The following is a 17,126-nucleotide window of genomic DNA, read 5'->3' as shown; positions in this document are numbered from 1 at the left end:
CAATATATTTCATGCATAAATTATGCATGAAATATCAAAAAATGTCGGTGCAGAATTACAGCAAATGATTGTTCGGTTTATGAGTTATGCAAGTTGTCTTTTTTCAACTGTATTCTTATGCTTTCAAGTATGTCCGCTTTTGCAAATTCACAATTCGAAACCTACACCATCATTTATGGAGGTGGCGTAGATGATCTCGGACTCGGTTTAACAGATCAGCAAGGAAAAAAATATCACGCCTATTGTAGTCAGCAATGTGGTGATTGGTTTGAGTTCGATCAAGACTCACTGGGTGAGAAACTCAAAAACCAATACAAAGGTCGCCAAGCTGTAGTCGATCTGTCTTATGAAATTAATGCTGGACGTATTGTTGGTCCTAGTAATGAAGATGAACTTTATTTTATAAAGAGCATCAAACTCATCGATTCAAATCAAAGAAAACCTTGGTTAAACTTTTTTGATCTTAAACAGAATTAAATGCCCTTCTAGGTCATATTTTTAATAATCAATTTGCTTAGGCTATTTTACCATCAATCACACCCATAGCCTTTAACCGTTGTAATTCATGCTCCGCCTTAAATTGAGACAACACAGACATGGTATGTTCTCCCAATTGTGGCGGTGCATGATGATATTCAACAGGTGTCTCAGACAATTTTATAGGTGAACCAATCATCTGGAACTCTGGATTAAGCGGATGTTGTATATTCACCACCATTTCCCGATGTTGAATTTGGGGTTCATGTAAAGCTTCAGCAACAGAGTTGATTAACCCAACAGGGACTTTAAATGCATGAATCGCTCTCACCCACGACTCCGCATTTTGCTGTACAAAATGAGCAGACAATAATTCAATTAACGCGTCTCGGTGGCGTACTCGATCCTGATTTTGATTAAACCGCCCATCTTCCAACAACGAGGTATAACCAATCGCAATACAGAAATCTTTAAACTGCTTATCATTACCACAAGCGACTATAAACTCTTTGTCTTTTGCGCTAAAAGTCTGATAAGGCACAATATTTGGATGGCTATTTCCCATACGCTTTGGAGATGCACCCGTGGTCAGATAATTCATACCTTGATTGGCTAAACCTGCCACCTGAGCATCCAGCAAAGACAAATCAATATGTTGCCCTCGTCCAATTTGATGACGAGCCAATAACGCAGCCTGAATGGCAATCGTGGCATATAAACCCGTTTGAATATCGACCACAGCGACACCCACTTTTTGTGCACCACGCCCTGAATCTTCCTCTTCACCCGTAATACTCATCAGTCCAGACATACCCTGAATGATAAAGTCATAGCCTGGTTCAGCCGCACGTGGTCCTGTTTGTCCAAAACCTGTGATCGAGCAATAAACCAGATTCGGATTAATATCACTTAAAGTTTCATAATCCAGACCATATTTCTGTAATGAACCCGCTTTATAGTTTTCGATCACGACATCTGCCGTTTTGACCATTTCATGCAGAATAGCCTGTCCCTCTGAGCGTGTGATATCAATCGCAACTGAATACTTATTTCTATTGGCTGACTGATAATAACCTGACTCACGCGTCAGTTCACCGTGAGCATCAAGCATCCACGGCGGTCCCCACATGCGAGTGTCATCACCACATTGTGGACGCTCAATTTTAATGACTTCGGCACCGAGATCTGCCAAAATTTGCCCACACCATGGGCCCGCCAATACTCGGCTAAGATCCAAAACCCGAATTCCCTTTAACGCACCCATTTTTTGCTCCTCAATCTTGCATCTTCATTTTACTTTTGATTTTCAAAGATGCATTTGCTCTCAAGATGCTCTTTCGAGCACCCTGATTTTGATCAAAATGATTTTTTAAAATTAGAATGCAGCAATACCCGTCTGCGCACGACCAAGAATTAGTGCATGCACATCATGAGTCCCCTCATAGGTATTTACGACTTCTAAATTGACCAAATGACGTGCAACACCGAACTCATCACTAATCCCATTTCCCCCCATCATGTCACGGGCTAAACGGGCAATATCTAAAGCTTTACCGCAGTTGTTACGTTTGATTAGAGAGGTTCCTTCAACCGATGCAATACCTTCATCTTTCATACGTCCAAAACGCAAAGCAACTTGTAACCCTAAAGCAATTTCAGTTTGCATATCCGCAAGTTTTTTCTGAATAAGTTGGTTTGCTGCTAAAGGGCGACCAAACTGTTTACGATCCATTGTATATTGATGCGCAGTATGCCAACAGAATTCTGCTGCACCCATCGCGCCCCAAGCGATACCATAGCGTGCGCTATTTAGGCAGGTAAATGGACCTTTCAAACCACGAATTTCAGGAAATGCATTTTCTTCTGGAACAAAAACGTTATCCATCACAATTTCACCTGTGATTGATGCACGTAAACCCACTTTGCCATGAATCGCAGGTGCTGAAAGCCCTTCCCAGCCTTTTTCTAAAATAAAGCCACGAATGTCACCCACATGTCCTTCTTCAGATACTTCTTTTGCCCATACCACAAATACATCTGCAATTGGGCTATTGGTAATCCACATTTTCGCACCAGATAAGCGATAACCACCTGCTACTTTTTTAGCACGTGTAATCATGCTTCCTGGGTCTGAACCGTGGTCTGGCTCAGTTAAACCGAAGCAACCAATGTACTCACCTGATGCAAGTTTTGGTAAATATTGCTGTTTTTGCTGTTCTGTACCAAATTCTTGAATTGGCACCATCACCAAAGAACTTTGTACACTCGCCATAGAGCGGTAGCCTGAATCTACACGTTCAATTTCACGTGCAATTAAGCCATAACTCACATAATTTAAACCTGCACCACCATATTGTTCAGAAATCGTTGGCCCCAATAAGCCAAGTTCTCCCATTTCACGGAAAATACCAACATCAGTTCGTTCATAACGGAACTGCTCCAATACACGTGGCATTAACTGTTCCTGACAATAGGCATATGCCGTATCACGAATCATGCGTTCTTCTTCGGTGAGTTGCTGCTCAATTAAAAATGGATCTTTCCAATCAAATTGTACACGTGCTGCTTTTTTATTCACCATTTGGTTCATTGCATCCTCTGCTAGGTCTTGTTATCTGTACTGATGCTATGCCTGAACATAAAATAATTCAAACAATTAATTCGCATGCAGATATGCTTTAAACGCATATCTTCTTTAATTTTTTCACATTAAAAAAACAATAAGTTGTTAAAAATAGCATTTCTACAGTATGTTCTTATGATTCAATCTACATGCTTTATGCACTTTTGAAATATCCTAATGACTGAATGACACCGCTAATGAGAAGAAAAATTCCCTCTATGCAGAGCTTACTCTGCTTTGAATCGGCAGCTAAACATGCCAGTTACACGCATGCTGCTTTAGAACTGTCCATGACCCAAAGTGCAGTATCACGTCAAATTCAGCAATTGGAAGAATTCTTGGATATTCAGTTATTTACACGAACACGACATGGTATGGAACTGACCATTGCGGGTACACAATATTATGCGGCGATAAAACCTCACTTACTCGGTTTAGAAAAATCCACACAAGAAGTCATGGCACATAAAGGTTTAGGGGGGACACTAAAACTCGGTGTTGTGCCGACCTTTGCGACTCGTTGGTTATTACCCAAACTCCACGTTTTTAATATGCGTTATCCTGAAATTACCATTCATTTGGAAACCAGTACCAAGCCTTTTCTATTTAATGACCATATGTTCGATGCGGCCATTTATGCAGGAACACAACAACAAATTGAGCACTGGCCAAGTATCCAAGCCCATTTTTTAATGCATGAAGATGTGATAGCTGTTTGCTCACCTTCACTTATTTTGAAACATTTCCCAAACGCAGAAAAACTCACCCCATACAGCTATCATTTAAACCCAGAGCAAGTTACACAACTTCCTTTATTACAGCAAACCACACGACCTACGATTTGGCAGGAATGGTTTCAAGCACATCGAATCGATCATCCTAAAGCTGACGAAGGACAACGACATGAGCTGTTTTCCATGCTTGCTGTAGCGGCATCGCATTCAATGGGCGTTGCTTTAATTCCACAAATGCTGATTGAACAAGAACTGAAAAATCAAACCTTGGTGATTGCTAGTAGTAGTCCATTACCGAGTAATCGTGCATATTATTTGGTGCATTCTAGTCAAGCGCCATCAACTATCTTGAGCAAGTTTGTCGATTGGATTCAACATGAAGTAAAGGCGATTTCAAACTTCACTCCAGTGGATACCCAAGCCCAAGAATAAGTAAACAATGAGGAAATCATGCAAAACTTAGTGGTATTTTCAGGTGCTGGTATGAGTGCCGAAAGTGGTATTCAAACCTTTCGTGATCACGATGGACTCTGGGAAAATTACAACATTGAAGATGTCGCCACACCCGAAGCATGGGCCAGAAATCCACAATTGGTTCAAGATTTTTATAACCAGCGACGTAAACATATTTTACGCGCTCAGCCGAATCGTGCTCATCAACTGATTGCTCAATTACAGCAGCACTATCATCTCAATGTCATTACACAAAATATTGACGATCTGCATGAACGTGCAGGTAATGACAATGTACTGCATTTACATGGCAATATTCGCTTCGCCAAGAGTTCTGGACCTCATGCCGAATATGCAACTGAGTTTTACCCTATACAAGGCTGGGAACTTAATTTAGAAACAGATCGTTGCCCTTTAGGCTACTCACTACGACCGCATGTAGTCTGGTTTGGTGAAGCTGTACCTGCTTATGCCGAGGCACAAAAAATTGTGCAACACGCAGATATTTTTATTGTGATCGGTTCAAGTTTAGAGGTGTATCCTGTTGCAGGATTAATCCATGAAATTCCACCACACTGTAAAGCATATTATATTGACCCCAAAGCGCATCAACAAAGCATGCCTCCGCAGTATCAACTTATTGCACAAACCGCAACCGAAGGCATGCAACAATTATTCAAGCTATTGACCACTTAAACCCTAAACTCGGATTGAATCGTTCTCCAACCTCCAGTCTAAGTTTAGGTTTTGAATACATCCGATCTTAAGCACCATATTGCTTTTTAAGGTAGTTGACGATTTTTGCCGATTCAAACATCTTTACTTGGGTATTTGGGTCAACTAAATACGGCACTTGAATATCACGTCCCATCAACGCCATTACCTTTTCACGTTTACCTTCTTTAAGGGGAACATACTTGCCAGGCTTTAGTCGCAATACGGCTGGTCCCATATCTTGCCAGCGCTCTTTAGCCACATTATGGAATACAAATGGTAGTTCCAATTCTGTCAGTACACTACGAACCACACGGGTAAATGGGCTGGCTTCAAATCCCCATAACTGGAGTAACTGTTGTGGTGCTTCACGGTGAATAATTCTCTTGTCTACCCAAACACCACGCGCACCATTAATAATCGTTCCAGCAAGTGCCATGACAGGAATTTTGGGATAATGCGCAAATTTTTTCGGTGTTTTCCCTGTTCGCCCATAATGTTCAAACAGATGATGGATGATGTCTTGCGACTCATACATCTGCGTTGAAGTATTTTCATCAATGAAGAAAGGAAATTGTTTTTTTCCACCTAATTGCTTTACGATTTGACGATATTTTGTTCCACCTTTTGGACATGGATAAACTTCATAATCCAAATTCAATAAAGTTAAAACTTCACGCACACGACGACAAAATGGAGAATCTTCAAATTCATAGAGTTTCAATGATTTCTCTGGTTGCTTTGGAAATGCTGTACCAGAGACTCCTCGACCACCTTCCGCAAATGATGAAGCCAAAGCTTGAATGACTTTTATTTGATGATTCACCATATTTTGTCCTTATTTTTAATGGTCTTATAGTTCGACCAATGGTTCTTTAGCCACCACAATGCCATTATTATCGGCATAAATGTAATCGCCAGATTGAATATTTACCCCACCAAAATAGAGCGGAATATCCGTTTCGCCTATGCCTTTACGATTACTTTTTTGTGGAATTGCAGCCAATGCATGTACACCCAAATCCAATTCTGCAATGGCATCCACATCACGAACACATCCGTAAATAATCACACCATTCCACTGGTGCTTGGCTGCTGACTCAGCGATCAAATCCCCCATGAGCGCACAGCGCATTGAAGCCCCACCATCTACCACAAGGACTTTACCCTGACCATCGGTCGCCAGTAGTTCTTTAACACGGGAGTTATCTTCAAAACACTTTACAGTCACCACCTGACCACCAAAGGTTTTACGAGCACCATAACTTTTAAAGAATTTACCATCCATCGATGGAGTAACCACCTGAAGCTCTTTTTCAGGATTATCATCTAATAAATCACAAGTTACAAAAGGAACAGTTGCCACTTCATTCTCCAGTTATTGAGCTTTTTGTATGCGTAAATTATCATAAATCTCAAACTTTTCAGTCTGATATTGAGCTGCCACGACCATAGTATGAGCCACTTGTTCCGCAGTCACTGGCTTATATTTAAAAGAATCTGGTACCAAATGCGACATCTTTTGATATAAACGCTGAGTAGTACCTTCTAGCAACCGTTGTTCTGACCGCTCCCCTAGCAATAAAGAAGGTTGTAATATTGAAGTCTTCGCTAAAGCCAATTCACGAATATGCTGTTCTAACTCACCTTTCACACGATTATAAAAAATTGGTGATTTCTGATTAGCACCTAGTGCGCTGACCAACAAGTAATGCGTTTCCAATCCTTCAAATAAGTCCGCAAAATGTGCATTTATCTCATAGTCAATATTATAAAACTGTGCTTTTGAGCCTGCTTTTTTTAAAGTTGATCCTAAACAACTAAATGCATGGCTATGACCGTGCACATCTTCATCATTTAGTAACAAAAAATCTTCAAGTACGAATTGATGGACTTTTTCCAACTGACTTAACTCGACATCATAGTGTCGAACCACCGCAGTAATTTGCTCACAACTACTTAATTCATTTAATTGTTTTATTAAGGTCCGACCAACAAGACCTGTCGCGCCAATCACAATTGCATTTTGAATCGAATTTATCATTTTTTGACCGTTCTCCATGGTTTATGAGTAATCTAACGTTTTCTTTAACATTTTTCTGCATCTAAAATGTTGTCAAAGCATGTCAAGACTTGACTTCGTGGCCATGTTTAATCAAAATATGCCACTTGTTTACGGGCTGGTGATAGTTCTACTGATGTTGGTTTTCAGTATGAATTACAGCCCGCCCAGACCAATCTAATTCAAGGAGTGCACGAGTGGCAAACTCTGCTCAAGCAAAAAAACGTGCTCGTCAAAACGTTAAAGCACGTAAACACAACGCAAGCTTGCGTTCTATGGTTCGTACTTACATCAAACGCACAGTAGCTGCTATCGCTGCTGGTGACCATGCTGTTGCTACAGAAGCTTACAAAAAAGCTGTTCCTGTAATCGACCGTATGGCTGATAAAGGCATCATCCATAAAAACAAAGCTGCTCGTCACAAGAGCCGCTTAAATGCACAAGTTAAAGCGTTAGCTAACTAATTTGTTGTATTAAAAAAAGCCCATCTGGGCTTTTTTTACGTCTATACCTTTTGACTTTTCAATTCCATGGTCTAATTAAAAATAAAAGATATCGAATATGCCCCTCCACAGAAGTGAAGGAGCGAAATTTTTAATTTACCAATACAGCTAAATTTTTAGGCTTCCAATAAGATAAAATTAAATGGGTATTCGGAGTCTACATACTCTATTTCCGATTCGCTCTATTAGTACATGAATAACGAATCAAATCTGCCCGATTATCGACCCAATACCCCTTATTCAAATCAAAATACTGATTTCCTTGACGAATAGACTGCGTATCTGCTGCCATCGTCTAGATTTGACTGCTTAATTTTGTTGAACAGGTCGCCAAAGTAATTTTATTACCACTTCCATTACTGGTTTGGCTGACCACTTTGAGCTAGCAATTTTTGCTCAAAACTTGGCAATTCAATTTTATGCAAAGCTTCACAACCATTTTCACGGCCAATTTTACCGCAGGACTTATTGCTTCGGCATAGGTCGGAATCTCAATACTAGAAAGCAATTTTTCAGCCTGATTGGCTTTTTTACAAGACAAGTCAACATGCTGTGGCTAAGTTTTTATATTTGAAATAAATCATTAAAAACATAATCTTATGAATTATTATATTATGCTTTCGACGAATCTACGCCATCCTACGCAGGAGCACACATATAAAGAATTATTCAGCCAAATAAAATAGAATGTATCGGAGTTTTTGATTCTAATGATGTTGTTTAAACTGTCGAATATTTAATTCGTGTAATTCACCACGCCAAATCCATTTTAGTTTTGAATCTAAAAACTCGTCGCCTTCAAACCAGACAAATAAGCCTTCCATCATTTGTGGCCAGTCTTCTTGAGTAATTACATTTCGACCTGAAATTACAGCAATAATTGCAGCAATAATGGTATCGTGACTCACTGCTAGGCTAAGCCCATTATGCTGCTGTGGATGCGTGTTATAAATTAATTCAAGCACATCGACCACACCTCGTATCGGGTGTTTCATGCCAGGTAAAGCATTATTTACAAAGCTATTGATAAAACCTAAAGCGCCCTGTTCACGGAAATAAGGGCCTGCCTGTTTAATATCAAGCACAAAACTTCCTGGCTCAACCAAGAGTCCTTGCTGCACTATTTCAATATGATGCGTATTGTTTTGCAGGCTAATTGAATCCGCCCCTTGAATCATTAAAGCAGCAGTATCTACACAACGCTGAATAGGGCTAGAAATACAATGCTGAATAGTCCGATCGGTCTGAGCAATTAAGTGTCCCCCCCATGCTTGCGCCAAATCACGCCCTTGTGGTGTTAGCTGTAAATCATAACCAGCCAAGCCTTGACCACTCACCATTTCACGAATGGAATGACGTGTAAATAATGTGACTGGAGTATGCGTATCTGGCAATAAATCTATTGCTTTTAGCATACTATGTGGGAGTCGTTCTAATGCCATAAGACCATCATTCTTCCGTCGAGTTTACACTATAACATTTTAATTGTTTTGCTCAATGCTTACTCTGCATTACTGCAAGTGCTTGTAATGCGAGTTTTTTCATCTCTGCATTTCGATAGGCAATAAAACCACCATTCAACAGGGTCTCTCGTTGATTATATACAAATGGTCGCTCTCTAAAATCAACCAATCCACCACCAATTCGCTCAATTAAACATTGTCCCGCACTGGTATCCCATTCACTGGTTGGGTGAAAACGAGGGTAAATATCCACCTTATGTTCCAAGATCATACAAAACTTATAGGCACTCCCCGCTTTAAATACATCATAGTTAGTCATATCTTCCAACACATCTAAATACGCCGTATATTCAGACTTATGCTGTGCACTCTGACTTAGACCTATATGCACTGGCGCAGCCATTGAGTGTTCCAATTCATACACATACCACTGCTGTGTATTTAGATTTAACTTCAATGGCATCCCTTGCAGAGGACAAAAGTACACGACCTGTTCCGCTGGAATTGCCAAGACTGCAAAAACCGTATGCATACCTTCAACCAAACTTAAATTGATGGTGAATTCAGAACGCTTATGTAAGAATTCTTTGGTGCCGTCCAATGGATCGAGCAACCAAAACCGATGCCATTGCTGACGTTGATCATATTCACCTTCTTCTGACAGTAAGGGAATATCTACAGATTGCTGTGCCAAAGCCTCTGTAATATATTGATTCACTCTAAAGTCTGCCTGCGTGACAGGTGAGTCATCATGTTTCTTCGTGATATCAAACTGTTCACCAGCACAATATCGTTGATATTCTTCTCGCAAAATTTCGCATGCTTGTGTCACAATGGGCACAAGCTGCAAGATCATTGCATCTTGCGGCGCTGTTGTTGTTTTAAACATAGATCACCTTATATATGTCGAACTTTTCTCAAAAACCGACCATTATCTTCGATATGGACGGAACCTTACTCGATCTTGCTTATGATGACCTGATTTGGAATCAGCTTGTGCCCATTCAGTATGCTGATGTGCATCAGTGTTCGATCGAACAAAGTAAAGAAGTCCTATTCCAATTCTATCAAGAACATAGCCACACTTTAAACTGGTATTCTTCACATTTTTGGTCGACTAAAGTCGGCTTTGATGTGCTTGCATTACAAAAAAAGCAGCAACATAAAGTGAGCCGCCGTGAAGGCTGTATTGAATTATTAGAATATCTGAAAGCCAATGATTATCCATGTTGGTTAGCCACCAATGCGGACTGTGCCAGTCTAGAATTTAAACTTAAGCAAACCGATATTGGGCAATATTTTAACGTGATTGTCAGTAGTGAAACGCTAGGCCATGCCAAAGAATTTACTGCTTTTTGGGAGAAGTTACATCAGTTACATCCTTTTGACGCGCAGCAAACTTACTTTATTGATGACACTGAAAAAGTTTTACTGGGTGCACAAAAATTTGGACTACAGCATTTGATTACGATCCAACAGCCCTCATCTACAGGATTAGTGCGTGAGAAATCCAACTTCCCAATGCTTGATATACTCACCGACTTAATTCCCTTACTTGAACAAGCCGAGGAACAAAAGCAATATGCCTAAAGCAGAGCAAAATCTTCCTGCTGAAACTGTACGTATCGATAAATGGCTGTGGGCTGCACGTTTTTTTAAAACTCGAAGCATTGCCAAATCTGCAATTGAAGGTGGTAAAGTCCATTTCGATGGCGAACGTGTCAAAGTTTCTAAAGAAGTTCGTGTAGGTATGGAACTTACCATCCAACAAGGTTTTGAAAAAAAAACGATCGTTGTTAAAGCAATTTCTAATGTGCGTGGCCCTGCCCCCATTGCTCAGCAATTATATGAAGAAACTGAAGTCAGTTTAGCAAAAAGGGAATTGCTTGCATCACAAAGAAAATTGCATAATCTTGCTCGACCTGATCATCGACCTTCGAAAAAAGATCGTCGACAAATCAGTAAATTTAAACAAGAAAATGATCAGCAATTTGGCCAAGATTGGTCATATAATGATGATTAAATTACTCACGTCATGTTATGTCGCACAAGATATAACAGGCATAGAATAACAGAAATAATTCTGTCACTATACTGAAGTGGAAAACGTTTGCAATGTAAGACATCCACTTGAGTTAAAAGTAAAGTGACAAAGTTTTGAGGTTGTAAGATGGATGAGAATAAAAGTAAGGCACTCAATGCTGCCCTAAGCCAAATTGAAAAACAGTTTGGTAAAAATACAGTTATGCGCCTTGGCGACAATATAGTACAAGCTGTTGAAGCCGTTTCAACAGGCTCATTGACACTCGATATTGCACTAGGTATTGGTGGCTTACCAAAGGGTCGTATTGTTGAAATTTACGGTCCTGAGTCTTCAGGTAAAACCACCATGACATTACAAGCCATTGCACAATGTCAAAAAGCGGGTGGTACGTGTGCCTTTATCGATGCTGAGCATGCACTTGATCCACAATACGCTCGTAAGCTTGGTGTTGATATTGACAACCTTTTGGTTTCCCAACCCGACCACGGTGAGCAAGCACTTGAAATTGCAGACATGTTAGTCCGCTCTGGTGCAATTGACTTAATCGTAGTCGACTCTGTTGCTGCACTAACACCACGTGCTGAAATTGAAGGCGAAATGGGTGACTCACATATGGGCTTGCAAGCACGCTTAATGAGCCAAGCCTTACGTAAAATTACAGGGAATGCCAAGCGTTCAAACTGTATGGTAATCTTCATTAACCAAATCCGTATGAAGATTGGTGTGATGTTCGGTAGCCCTGAAACCACAACAGGTGGTAACGCATTAAAATTCTATGCTTCTGTTCGTCTTGATATTCGTCGTATTGGTCAAGTTAAAGAAGGCGACGAAATTGTAGGTTCAGAAACTAAAGTTAAAGTGGTTAAAAACAAAATGGCACCCCCATTTAAAGAAGCACTGTTCCAGATTCTTTATGGCAAAGGCGTTAACCAGCTAGGTGAATTAGTCGATCTTGCAGTTCAGCAAGACATCATCCAAAAAGCGGGTGCTTGGTATTCATATCAAAGTAACAAAATTGGTCAAGGTAAAAACAATGTCATTCGCCACCTTGAAGAAAACCCACAATTGGCACAAGAAGTGGAACGCATTATTCGTGACCAGTTATTAACAACGGGCGGTGTTGCAGAAGATAAAGAAGAAGAATCTGACCTCTTGCTCGACGCTTAAATCGCCTGCTTATTTATAAAATATACCTGTTACACTCAAACGCCCTTCGGGGCGTTTTTCAATCAAGATTAGATACAGTATGAGCCAATCAAAATTCCCTAAATTGCTTGACTACAACAGCTTAAAACAAGAGCTTGGAACTTCTCATTCTGAGCACACACTGTCACCAGATGCAACGGATTACAATAATGCTGCTATAGAGGCTGAACCACCTCAAAATACAGGGCTAACAGGCTCACGCTTACGTTCTTATGCATTTGCTGTACTCACCCGTAAAGAATTCTCCAAAGCCGAACTGATTGAAAAGCTCGAAACCTACGCAGCAAATCGCGAGGAAGTCATAAATCTTGTAAATGAATTGTCCGAGCAGAACTATCAAAGCGATCAGCGCGTAGCAGAAATTGTCCTATCAAGCCAAAAAAGAAAAGGGAAAGGACCTCAACGCATCAAATTAGCATTAAAAAACAAGAAAATTAACAGCGACCTCATTCAAGACGAATTGAAAGAAATCGATTGGGCTGAACAAGCCTATCAACTGAAAATCAAGAAATTTGGTTATGCTGTTGAGAAAGATGCAAAACTAAAAGCGAAGCAGATACGCTTTTTACAATATAGAGGATTTGATATGGACGCAATTATGAAAGCAATTAACAAAAAGGAGTTTGAAGATTAATTATAATAAAATGTTATAAAAATAAATGGTGGCAACCCTACCAGCAAAGCTTCGGCACATCACAATTCTACTACCGTTGCTACCTTCCGGTCCTGGCGGGGTTCGCAGAGTGCAATTGCGAAGTAACCGGCAGGGCTACCATTGCAAGAACAGAGTATAGAGATTTTTACTCAAGTTGCAAGCCTTTAATCTAGTTTTATATAGCTAAGCCATTCATTTGACTATTTAAAATACAAAATACAGATTTATCACCATTTATCTTCTTCATGCAGGATGAGTTTACTTTAAACATACGACAAGTTTGCAAACACTTATTGCTTTTCCCTACCCGAACATTTTAAATGTGTTCAAGATGAAATGAATAAAGCCACACAAACTCAAGGCTTTAAGCAAGTAATACAAAATGGATATGTTTTATGATGCAATATAAGCATGCAATTTATGCACTCACCTTACTCAGCAGCACTACGTTATATGCCAATGTGCCTATCGAAACACGTGGCTTAAGTCAGAGTGATTCAGTTTCAAGCTATAACTCTTCCAACACCAATTCATCAACACCAGAAGCAACTGTGCCAACCAATCTAAATTGGCAACTCATGCAAAAAAATCAACAGCTTGAAAATGATATTCGAAGTCTACGTGGACGCATTGAAGAACAAGAAAATACCATTGAGCAACTTAAAAATGACCTCAACAACCGCTATACCGACCTAGATCAGCGTTTAGAGTTATTACAACAAAAGGTTGACCCTGACAGCACTACCCAAACGGAGGATAATCAACAGGATACCTCTCCCAGCTCTAACAGCACCACCACAACCACCACTCCAGCAACAGTAAACAATGCTAGCAACCCCACACCCGTAGCAATCCCCCCAACCAAAGCCATTAACACGGATACAACAGCCACAGCAAACACCCAACAACAAACTAACGATTTAGAGAAAGCAGCCTATACAGTCGCATTAGATGCCTATAAACAAGGGGGTGCGAAAAAAGCAATTGCTCCAATGCAAAACTTTATCAAAAATCACCCCAATAGCGTTTATATTAGTAATGCATATTTTTGGTTAGCAGAATTCAATCTAGCCATAGAACCAACCAACTATACTGAAGCCAAGCGAAATTATAATATTGTGGTCAACCAATACTCTCAATCTTCCAAAGCCTCTCGAGCGCTTTATCAACTGTATAGCATCGCCAAAGATGTAGATCGTAATACAGCACTGGCAAATCAATACAAAGCCAAACTCTTAAAACAATATCCAAAAAGTGAAGAAGCTGGCTATTTTAAGAAGTAAAAAAAAAGACACCTTAAGGTGTCTTTTTTTTACAGCAAATTAACGCACAATGCCGCGCTCAGACTGCTCCAGAGAGTCAAGCAACAATTGAGCTTCTGCCACCGTAGGCAAAATTTCCTGACGGATACGCTCAATTGCCTCAACTGTCGTCAAACCTTCTTTATAAATAAGCTTAAACGCTGTACGTAAACCCTGAATTACTTCTTTAGACCAGCCCTTACGACGCATGCCTTCGACATTCATTGCAAAAGCATGTGCAGGATTACCAGAAGCCATAACATAAGCAGGAACATCTTTCAAAATTAAAGATGCACCACCAATCATGCTGAATGAAGCAAGTTTACAGAACTGATGGATACCTGAGTTTCCACCAACAATAACGTAATCACCAATGTGAACGTGACCCGCCACGCCTACATTATTAGCGAAAATATTGTGATCACCCACCATACAATCATGTGCAATATGGGTATTCACCATCAACAGGTTATGACTACCAATTTTGGTCAAGCTCTGATCTTGTACGGTGCCTCGATGCAAACTGCAATGCTCACGAATCGAGTTATGATCACCAATTTCCAACCAAGTTTCTTCACCTTGGTATTTAAGATCTTGACATACTTCGCCAATACTCGCGAACTGGAAAATTTCATTATTTTTACCAATACGCGTGTAGCCTCCAACCACAACATGTGAGTGAAGTTTTGTTCCCGCTCCAATTGTGACCTGTGGACCAATAATACAATAAGGCCCAATTTGCACATCTGGAGCAATTACTGCTGATGAGTCAATAATAGCGGTTGGGTGAATTAATTCGTTATTGCTCATGCCTGCTCTATACTTTCTGATGATAAACCATAATTTCCGCGGTTGTTGCGACTACGCCATCAACAGTGGCAATACAATTATATTTGTAAATACCACGTTTTTGCATAATTAACTCAGATTTTAATACAAGTTGGTCACCTGCAACCACTTGTTTTTTAAATCTCACCTTCTCTGCACCTGCAAAAAGGAACAAAGAACCTTCACTTGGCTTCTCATTGTTCATAATAAAGCCCAAAATACCTGACACTTGCGCCAAGGCCTCAACAATTAATACGCCAGGCATAATTGGGTAATTCGGGAAATGTCCTTGTAAGAACTCTTCATTAATTGAAACGTTTTTATAACCCACAATCCCATTATCAGTTACATCAACAATACGATCAACCAATAAGAATGGATAACGGTGTGGTAAATATTCACGAATTTGCTGAATATGCATTGGCAATTCTGGTTTCGTAAATGATAGTAAAGTCGACTCAGTCATCATATTTCTATTTACGCAATTTAAAAGTTGATTCAAGGGACTCAATTTGAGTCTGCATATGATCAAGTCGTTTGACTAATTGGGTCAATGGCACATCTGCTAATTGTCGAAGCCTTACAACTGTACGCTTCCATTGCGGCGTTTCAAATAATCCTGTACCACCAGAATAACTTCCCGCCTCGTAAATATTATTTGTGACCATTGACATTCCTGTAATTGTCACATTATCCGCAATTGAAATGTGTCCCACGACACCACAACCACCGGCAAGGATACAGTTTTTGCCAATTGTCGTGCTACCCGCAATCCCACTCTTTGCAGCAATCGCGGTGTTTTCGCCAATTTTAACGTTATGCGCGATTTGCACAAGGTTATCAATCTTAACACCATGTTCCAAAATGGTATCATCCAAAGCACCACGATCAACACTACAATTTGAACCAATTCGGACATCATTTCCGATTTGAACAGACCCCAATTGAGCTATGCGATGCCATTTACCCTGATAAGGTGCAAAACCAAAACCTTCTCCACCTATCACTGTATTGGCATGTATACGCACACGATCGCCAATTTTACATGCGCCCGTTAACGTAACATGCGAATCAATGAATCCATCCTTACCAATTTCAACATCATCATCAATACGCACATGTGGTTGAATTACAGTGTTATCTCCAACAACACAATTTTCACCAATAACGACATAATGACCAATATAAGCCGAATCCGAAATAATCGCTGAAGAATGAATCTGAGCAGTACTTTCAATACCAACATCAGTATGCTTTTTCTCAAACACATGCGTCAAAATTGCAAAAGCAAGATATGGATTTTGAACGAGGATAAAATTTTGATGGCTATACAATTTTTCCTGTAAAGCCTGAGTGACAATAAGAGCACCTGCTTTTGAGGCAAGCGCTTTATCTAAATACTTTTCATCTGTCACAAACGAAATATTGTGCACAGATGCTGCTTCTAAGCTTGCTAAACCTTGAATAACAAGGTTGGATTGACCTATACACTCGCCTTGTACAAGACGAGCTAGGTCTTCTAAACTTTTTTTGTTAAGATTCATTGATTACTTAATTGCATTAACCTTTTGAATCATTTTATCAGTTAAATCATACTTAGCGTCATAGGCAAGTGCAGAGTTTTTGTTCAACACTACATCTAAATTACCCTCTTTACGCAATTGCTCAGCAACTTGTTTAATACGAGAATCTAAGGTCTTGTTCATCACTTGCAAAGATGCCTGAACTTTACCCTGTAAACCCTGCTGAATACCGTTTAGCTCGTTTAACTTAGTTTGGTATTCCGCACTCATTTTCTGCATTTCAGCTTCTGAGAGTTTAGTACGTTGGGCTTTCTGCTTCATCGCTTCCAGCTCTTTACTCAATTGCTCTAATCGAGTTGTTTGAGGCTTGATCGACTGCTGTAGACTTGCATTTTGTGCTTTTAAATATGTACTATTTTCAACCACTTGCTCTAAATCAACAACACCATAACCAGCCGCATGTACAACAGAACTGAGTAAAACACTCGAAACAGCTAAAGCTTTGATTATATTACGCATGAATTAAACCTTATTGTATAT

The 17,126-nt window shown here is 39.9% G+C and carries 20 protein-coding genes and 1 other RNA gene; 9 read left to right on the top strand and 12 right to left on the bottom strand.

Going from position 1 to position 17,126, the window contains the following annotated elements; translation table 11 throughout:
* The first annotated feature begins 129 nt into the window (after positions 1–129).
* Positions 130–477: a hypothetical protein gene (locus DCO44_RS02350; RefSeq protein ID WP_228157490.1), complete on the top strand. Its 348-nt coding sequence runs from the start codon at positions 130–132 to the stop codon at positions 475–477.
* A gap of 37 nt (positions 478–514) precedes the next feature.
* Here the strand turns inward: DCO44_RS02350 and DCO44_RS02345 are convergent, their stop codons facing one another.
* On the bottom strand, positions 515–1,741 hold the full coding sequence (locus DCO44_RS02345) for a CaiB/BaiF CoA transferase family protein (RefSeq protein WP_116759008.1): 1,227 nt from the start codon (positions 1,739–1,741) through the stop codon (positions 515–517).
* Between the two features lie 111 nt (positions 1,742–1,852).
* Positions 1,853–3,067, bottom strand: a complete 1,215-nt coding sequence (locus tag DCO44_RS02340) for an acyl-CoA dehydrogenase (protein WP_116759007.1) — start codon at positions 3,065–3,067, stop codon at positions 1,853–1,855.
* A 230-nt stretch (positions 3,068–3,297) separates the two neighbouring features.
* Between DCO44_RS02340 and DCO44_RS02335 the strand changes: the two genes are divergently transcribed.
* Both DCO44_RS02335 and DCO44_RS02330 read left to right on the top strand, forming a co-directional pair.
* Positions 3,298–4,266, top strand: coding sequence for a LysR substrate-binding domain-containing protein (locus DCO44_RS02335; RefSeq protein WP_116759006.1), 969 nt, complete (start codon positions 3,298–3,300; stop codon positions 4,264–4,266).
* Between the two features lie 18 nt (positions 4,267–4,284).
* On the top strand, positions 4,285–4,983 hold the full coding sequence (locus tag DCO44_RS02330; protein WP_116759005.1) for an SIR2 family NAD-dependent protein deacylase: 699 nt from the start codon (positions 4,285–4,287) through the stop codon (positions 4,981–4,983).
* Between the two features lie 67 nt (positions 4,984–5,050).
* Here DCO44_RS02330 and DCO44_RS02325 read toward each other — a convergent pair whose 3' ends face one another.
* Genes DCO44_RS02325 through DCO44_RS02315 form a run of 3 tightly spaced genes read right to left on the bottom strand, consistent with a single transcriptional unit; the run spans position 5,051 to position 7,045 of the window.
* Entirely contained in the window at positions 5,051–5,830 is a 780-nt protein-coding gene (locus tag DCO44_RS02325) for a glutathione S-transferase N-terminal domain-containing protein (RefSeq protein ID WP_116759004.1), read from the bottom strand.
* Positions 5,831–5,854: 24 nt separating this feature from the next.
* The gene (rraA, locus tag DCO44_RS02320) at positions 5,855–6,367 is read right to left on the bottom strand and encodes a ribonuclease E activity regulator RraA (protein WP_116759003.1); all 513 of its coding nucleotides are present in this window, start codon (positions 6,365–6,367) and stop codon (positions 5,855–5,857) included.
* Positions 6,368–6,379: 12 nt separating this feature from the next.
* Positions 6,380–7,045 (bottom strand): nucleoside-diphosphate sugar epimerase, encoded by a 666-nt coding sequence (locus DCO44_RS02315; protein ID WP_116759002.1) that lies wholly within the window; start codon positions 7,043–7,045, stop codon positions 6,380–6,382.
* A gap of 215 nt (positions 7,046–7,260) precedes the next feature.
* Between DCO44_RS02315 and rpsT the strand changes: the two genes are divergently transcribed.
* The gene (gene rpsT / locus DCO44_RS02310; protein ID WP_016167735.1) at positions 7,261–7,527 is read left to right on the top strand and encodes a 30S ribosomal protein S20; all 267 of its coding nucleotides are present in this window, start codon (positions 7,261–7,263) and stop codon (positions 7,525–7,527) included.
* Positions 7,528–8,273: 746 nt separating this feature from the next.
* On the opposite strand, the gene DCO44_RS02305 is transcribed toward rpsT, so the two are convergent.
* Both DCO44_RS02305 and DCO44_RS02300 read right to left on the bottom strand, forming a co-directional pair.
* Entirely contained in the window at positions 8,274–9,008 is a 735-nt protein-coding gene (locus tag DCO44_RS02305; protein WP_116759001.1) for a phosphoglycerate mutase family protein, read from the bottom strand.
* Positions 9,009–9,060: 52 nt separating this feature from the next.
* On the bottom strand, positions 9,061–9,918 hold the full coding sequence (locus tag DCO44_RS02300; protein ID WP_116759000.1) for a 3'(2'),5'-bisphosphate nucleotidase CysQ family protein: 858 nt from the start codon (positions 9,916–9,918) through the stop codon (positions 9,061–9,063).
* 14 nt (positions 9,919–9,932) lie between these two features.
* Here DCO44_RS02300 and DCO44_RS02295 point away from each other — a divergent pair, with 14 nt between their 5' ends.
* The 4 genes from DCO44_RS02295 to DCO44_RS02280 all read left to right on the top strand — a co-directional run bounded on the left by DCO44_RS02295 (position 9,933) and on the right by DCO44_RS02280 (position 12,913).
* Entirely contained in the window at positions 9,933–10,619 is a 687-nt protein-coding gene (locus tag DCO44_RS02295) for an HAD-IA family hydrolase (protein ID WP_116758999.1), read from the top strand.
* Positions 10,612–11,052, top strand: a complete 441-nt coding sequence (locus DCO44_RS02290; protein ID WP_116758998.1) for an RNA-binding S4 domain-containing protein — start codon at positions 10,612–10,614, stop codon at positions 11,050–11,052. The genes DCO44_RS02295 and DCO44_RS02290 overlap by 8 nt, the downstream gene beginning before the upstream one ends.
* A gap of 147 nt (positions 11,053–11,199) precedes the next feature.
* A complete protein-coding gene (gene recA, locus DCO44_RS02285) occupies positions 11,200–12,240 on the top strand; it encodes a recombinase RecA (protein WP_116758997.1) in 1,041 nt (346 codons plus the stop codon).
* A gap of 79 nt (positions 12,241–12,319) precedes the next feature.
* Entirely contained in the window at positions 12,320–12,913 is a 594-nt protein-coding gene (locus DCO44_RS02280; RefSeq protein ID WP_116758996.1) for a regulatory protein RecX, read from the top strand.
* Between the two features lie 35 nt (positions 12,914–12,948).
* Here DCO44_RS02280 and ffs read toward each other — a convergent pair.
* Positions 12,949–13,045: signal recognition particle sRNA small type (gene ffs / locus DCO44_RS02275), an RNA gene on the bottom strand.
* Positions 13,046–13,329: 284 nt separating this feature from the next.
* On the opposite strand from ffs, the gene DCO44_RS02270 reads away from it, so the two are divergent.
* Positions 13,330–14,217: a YbgF trimerization domain-containing protein gene (locus DCO44_RS02270; protein WP_116758995.1), complete on the top strand. Its 888-nt coding sequence runs from the start codon at positions 13,330–13,332 to the stop codon at positions 14,215–14,217.
* A gap of 39 nt (positions 14,218–14,256) precedes the next feature.
* Here the strand turns inward: DCO44_RS02270 and lpxA are convergent, their stop codons facing one another.
* Genes lpxA through DCO44_RS02250 form a run of 4 tightly spaced genes read right to left on the bottom strand, consistent with a single transcriptional unit; the run spans position 14,257 to position 17,105 of the window.
* A complete protein-coding gene (gene lpxA / locus DCO44_RS02265) occupies positions 14,257–15,045 on the bottom strand; it encodes an acyl-ACP--UDP-N-acetylglucosamine O-acyltransferase (protein WP_116758994.1) in 789 nt (262 codons plus the stop codon).
* A 7-nt stretch (positions 15,046–15,052) separates the two neighbouring features.
* The gene (fabZ, locus tag DCO44_RS02260; protein WP_104442206.1) at positions 15,053–15,529 is read right to left on the bottom strand and encodes a 3-hydroxyacyl-ACP dehydratase FabZ; all 477 of its coding nucleotides are present in this window, start codon (positions 15,527–15,529) and stop codon (positions 15,053–15,055) included.
* Between the two features lie 7 nt (positions 15,530–15,536).
* Complete coding sequence (gene lpxD / locus DCO44_RS02255; protein WP_116758993.1) at positions 15,537–16,607, bottom strand: UDP-3-O-(3-hydroxymyristoyl)glucosamine N-acyltransferase; 1,071 nt, start codon at positions 16,605–16,607, stop codon at positions 15,537–15,539.
* Positions 16,608–16,610: 3 nt separating this feature from the next.
* On the bottom strand, positions 16,611–17,105 hold the full coding sequence (locus DCO44_RS02250; RefSeq protein ID WP_116758992.1) for an OmpH family outer membrane protein: 495 nt from the start codon (positions 17,103–17,105) through the stop codon (positions 16,611–16,613).
* Positions 17,106–17,126 lie beyond the last annotated feature (21 nt).

The organism is Acinetobacter sp. AM (assembly GCF_003105055.1).
In the GTDB taxonomy this organism is placed as follows: Bacteria; Pseudomonadota; Gammaproteobacteria; order Pseudomonadales; family Moraxellaceae; genus Acinetobacter; species Acinetobacter tibetensis.
Note: the sequence above shows the minus strand (reverse complement) of the source record. Positions and strands in the feature narration are given on the sequence as shown.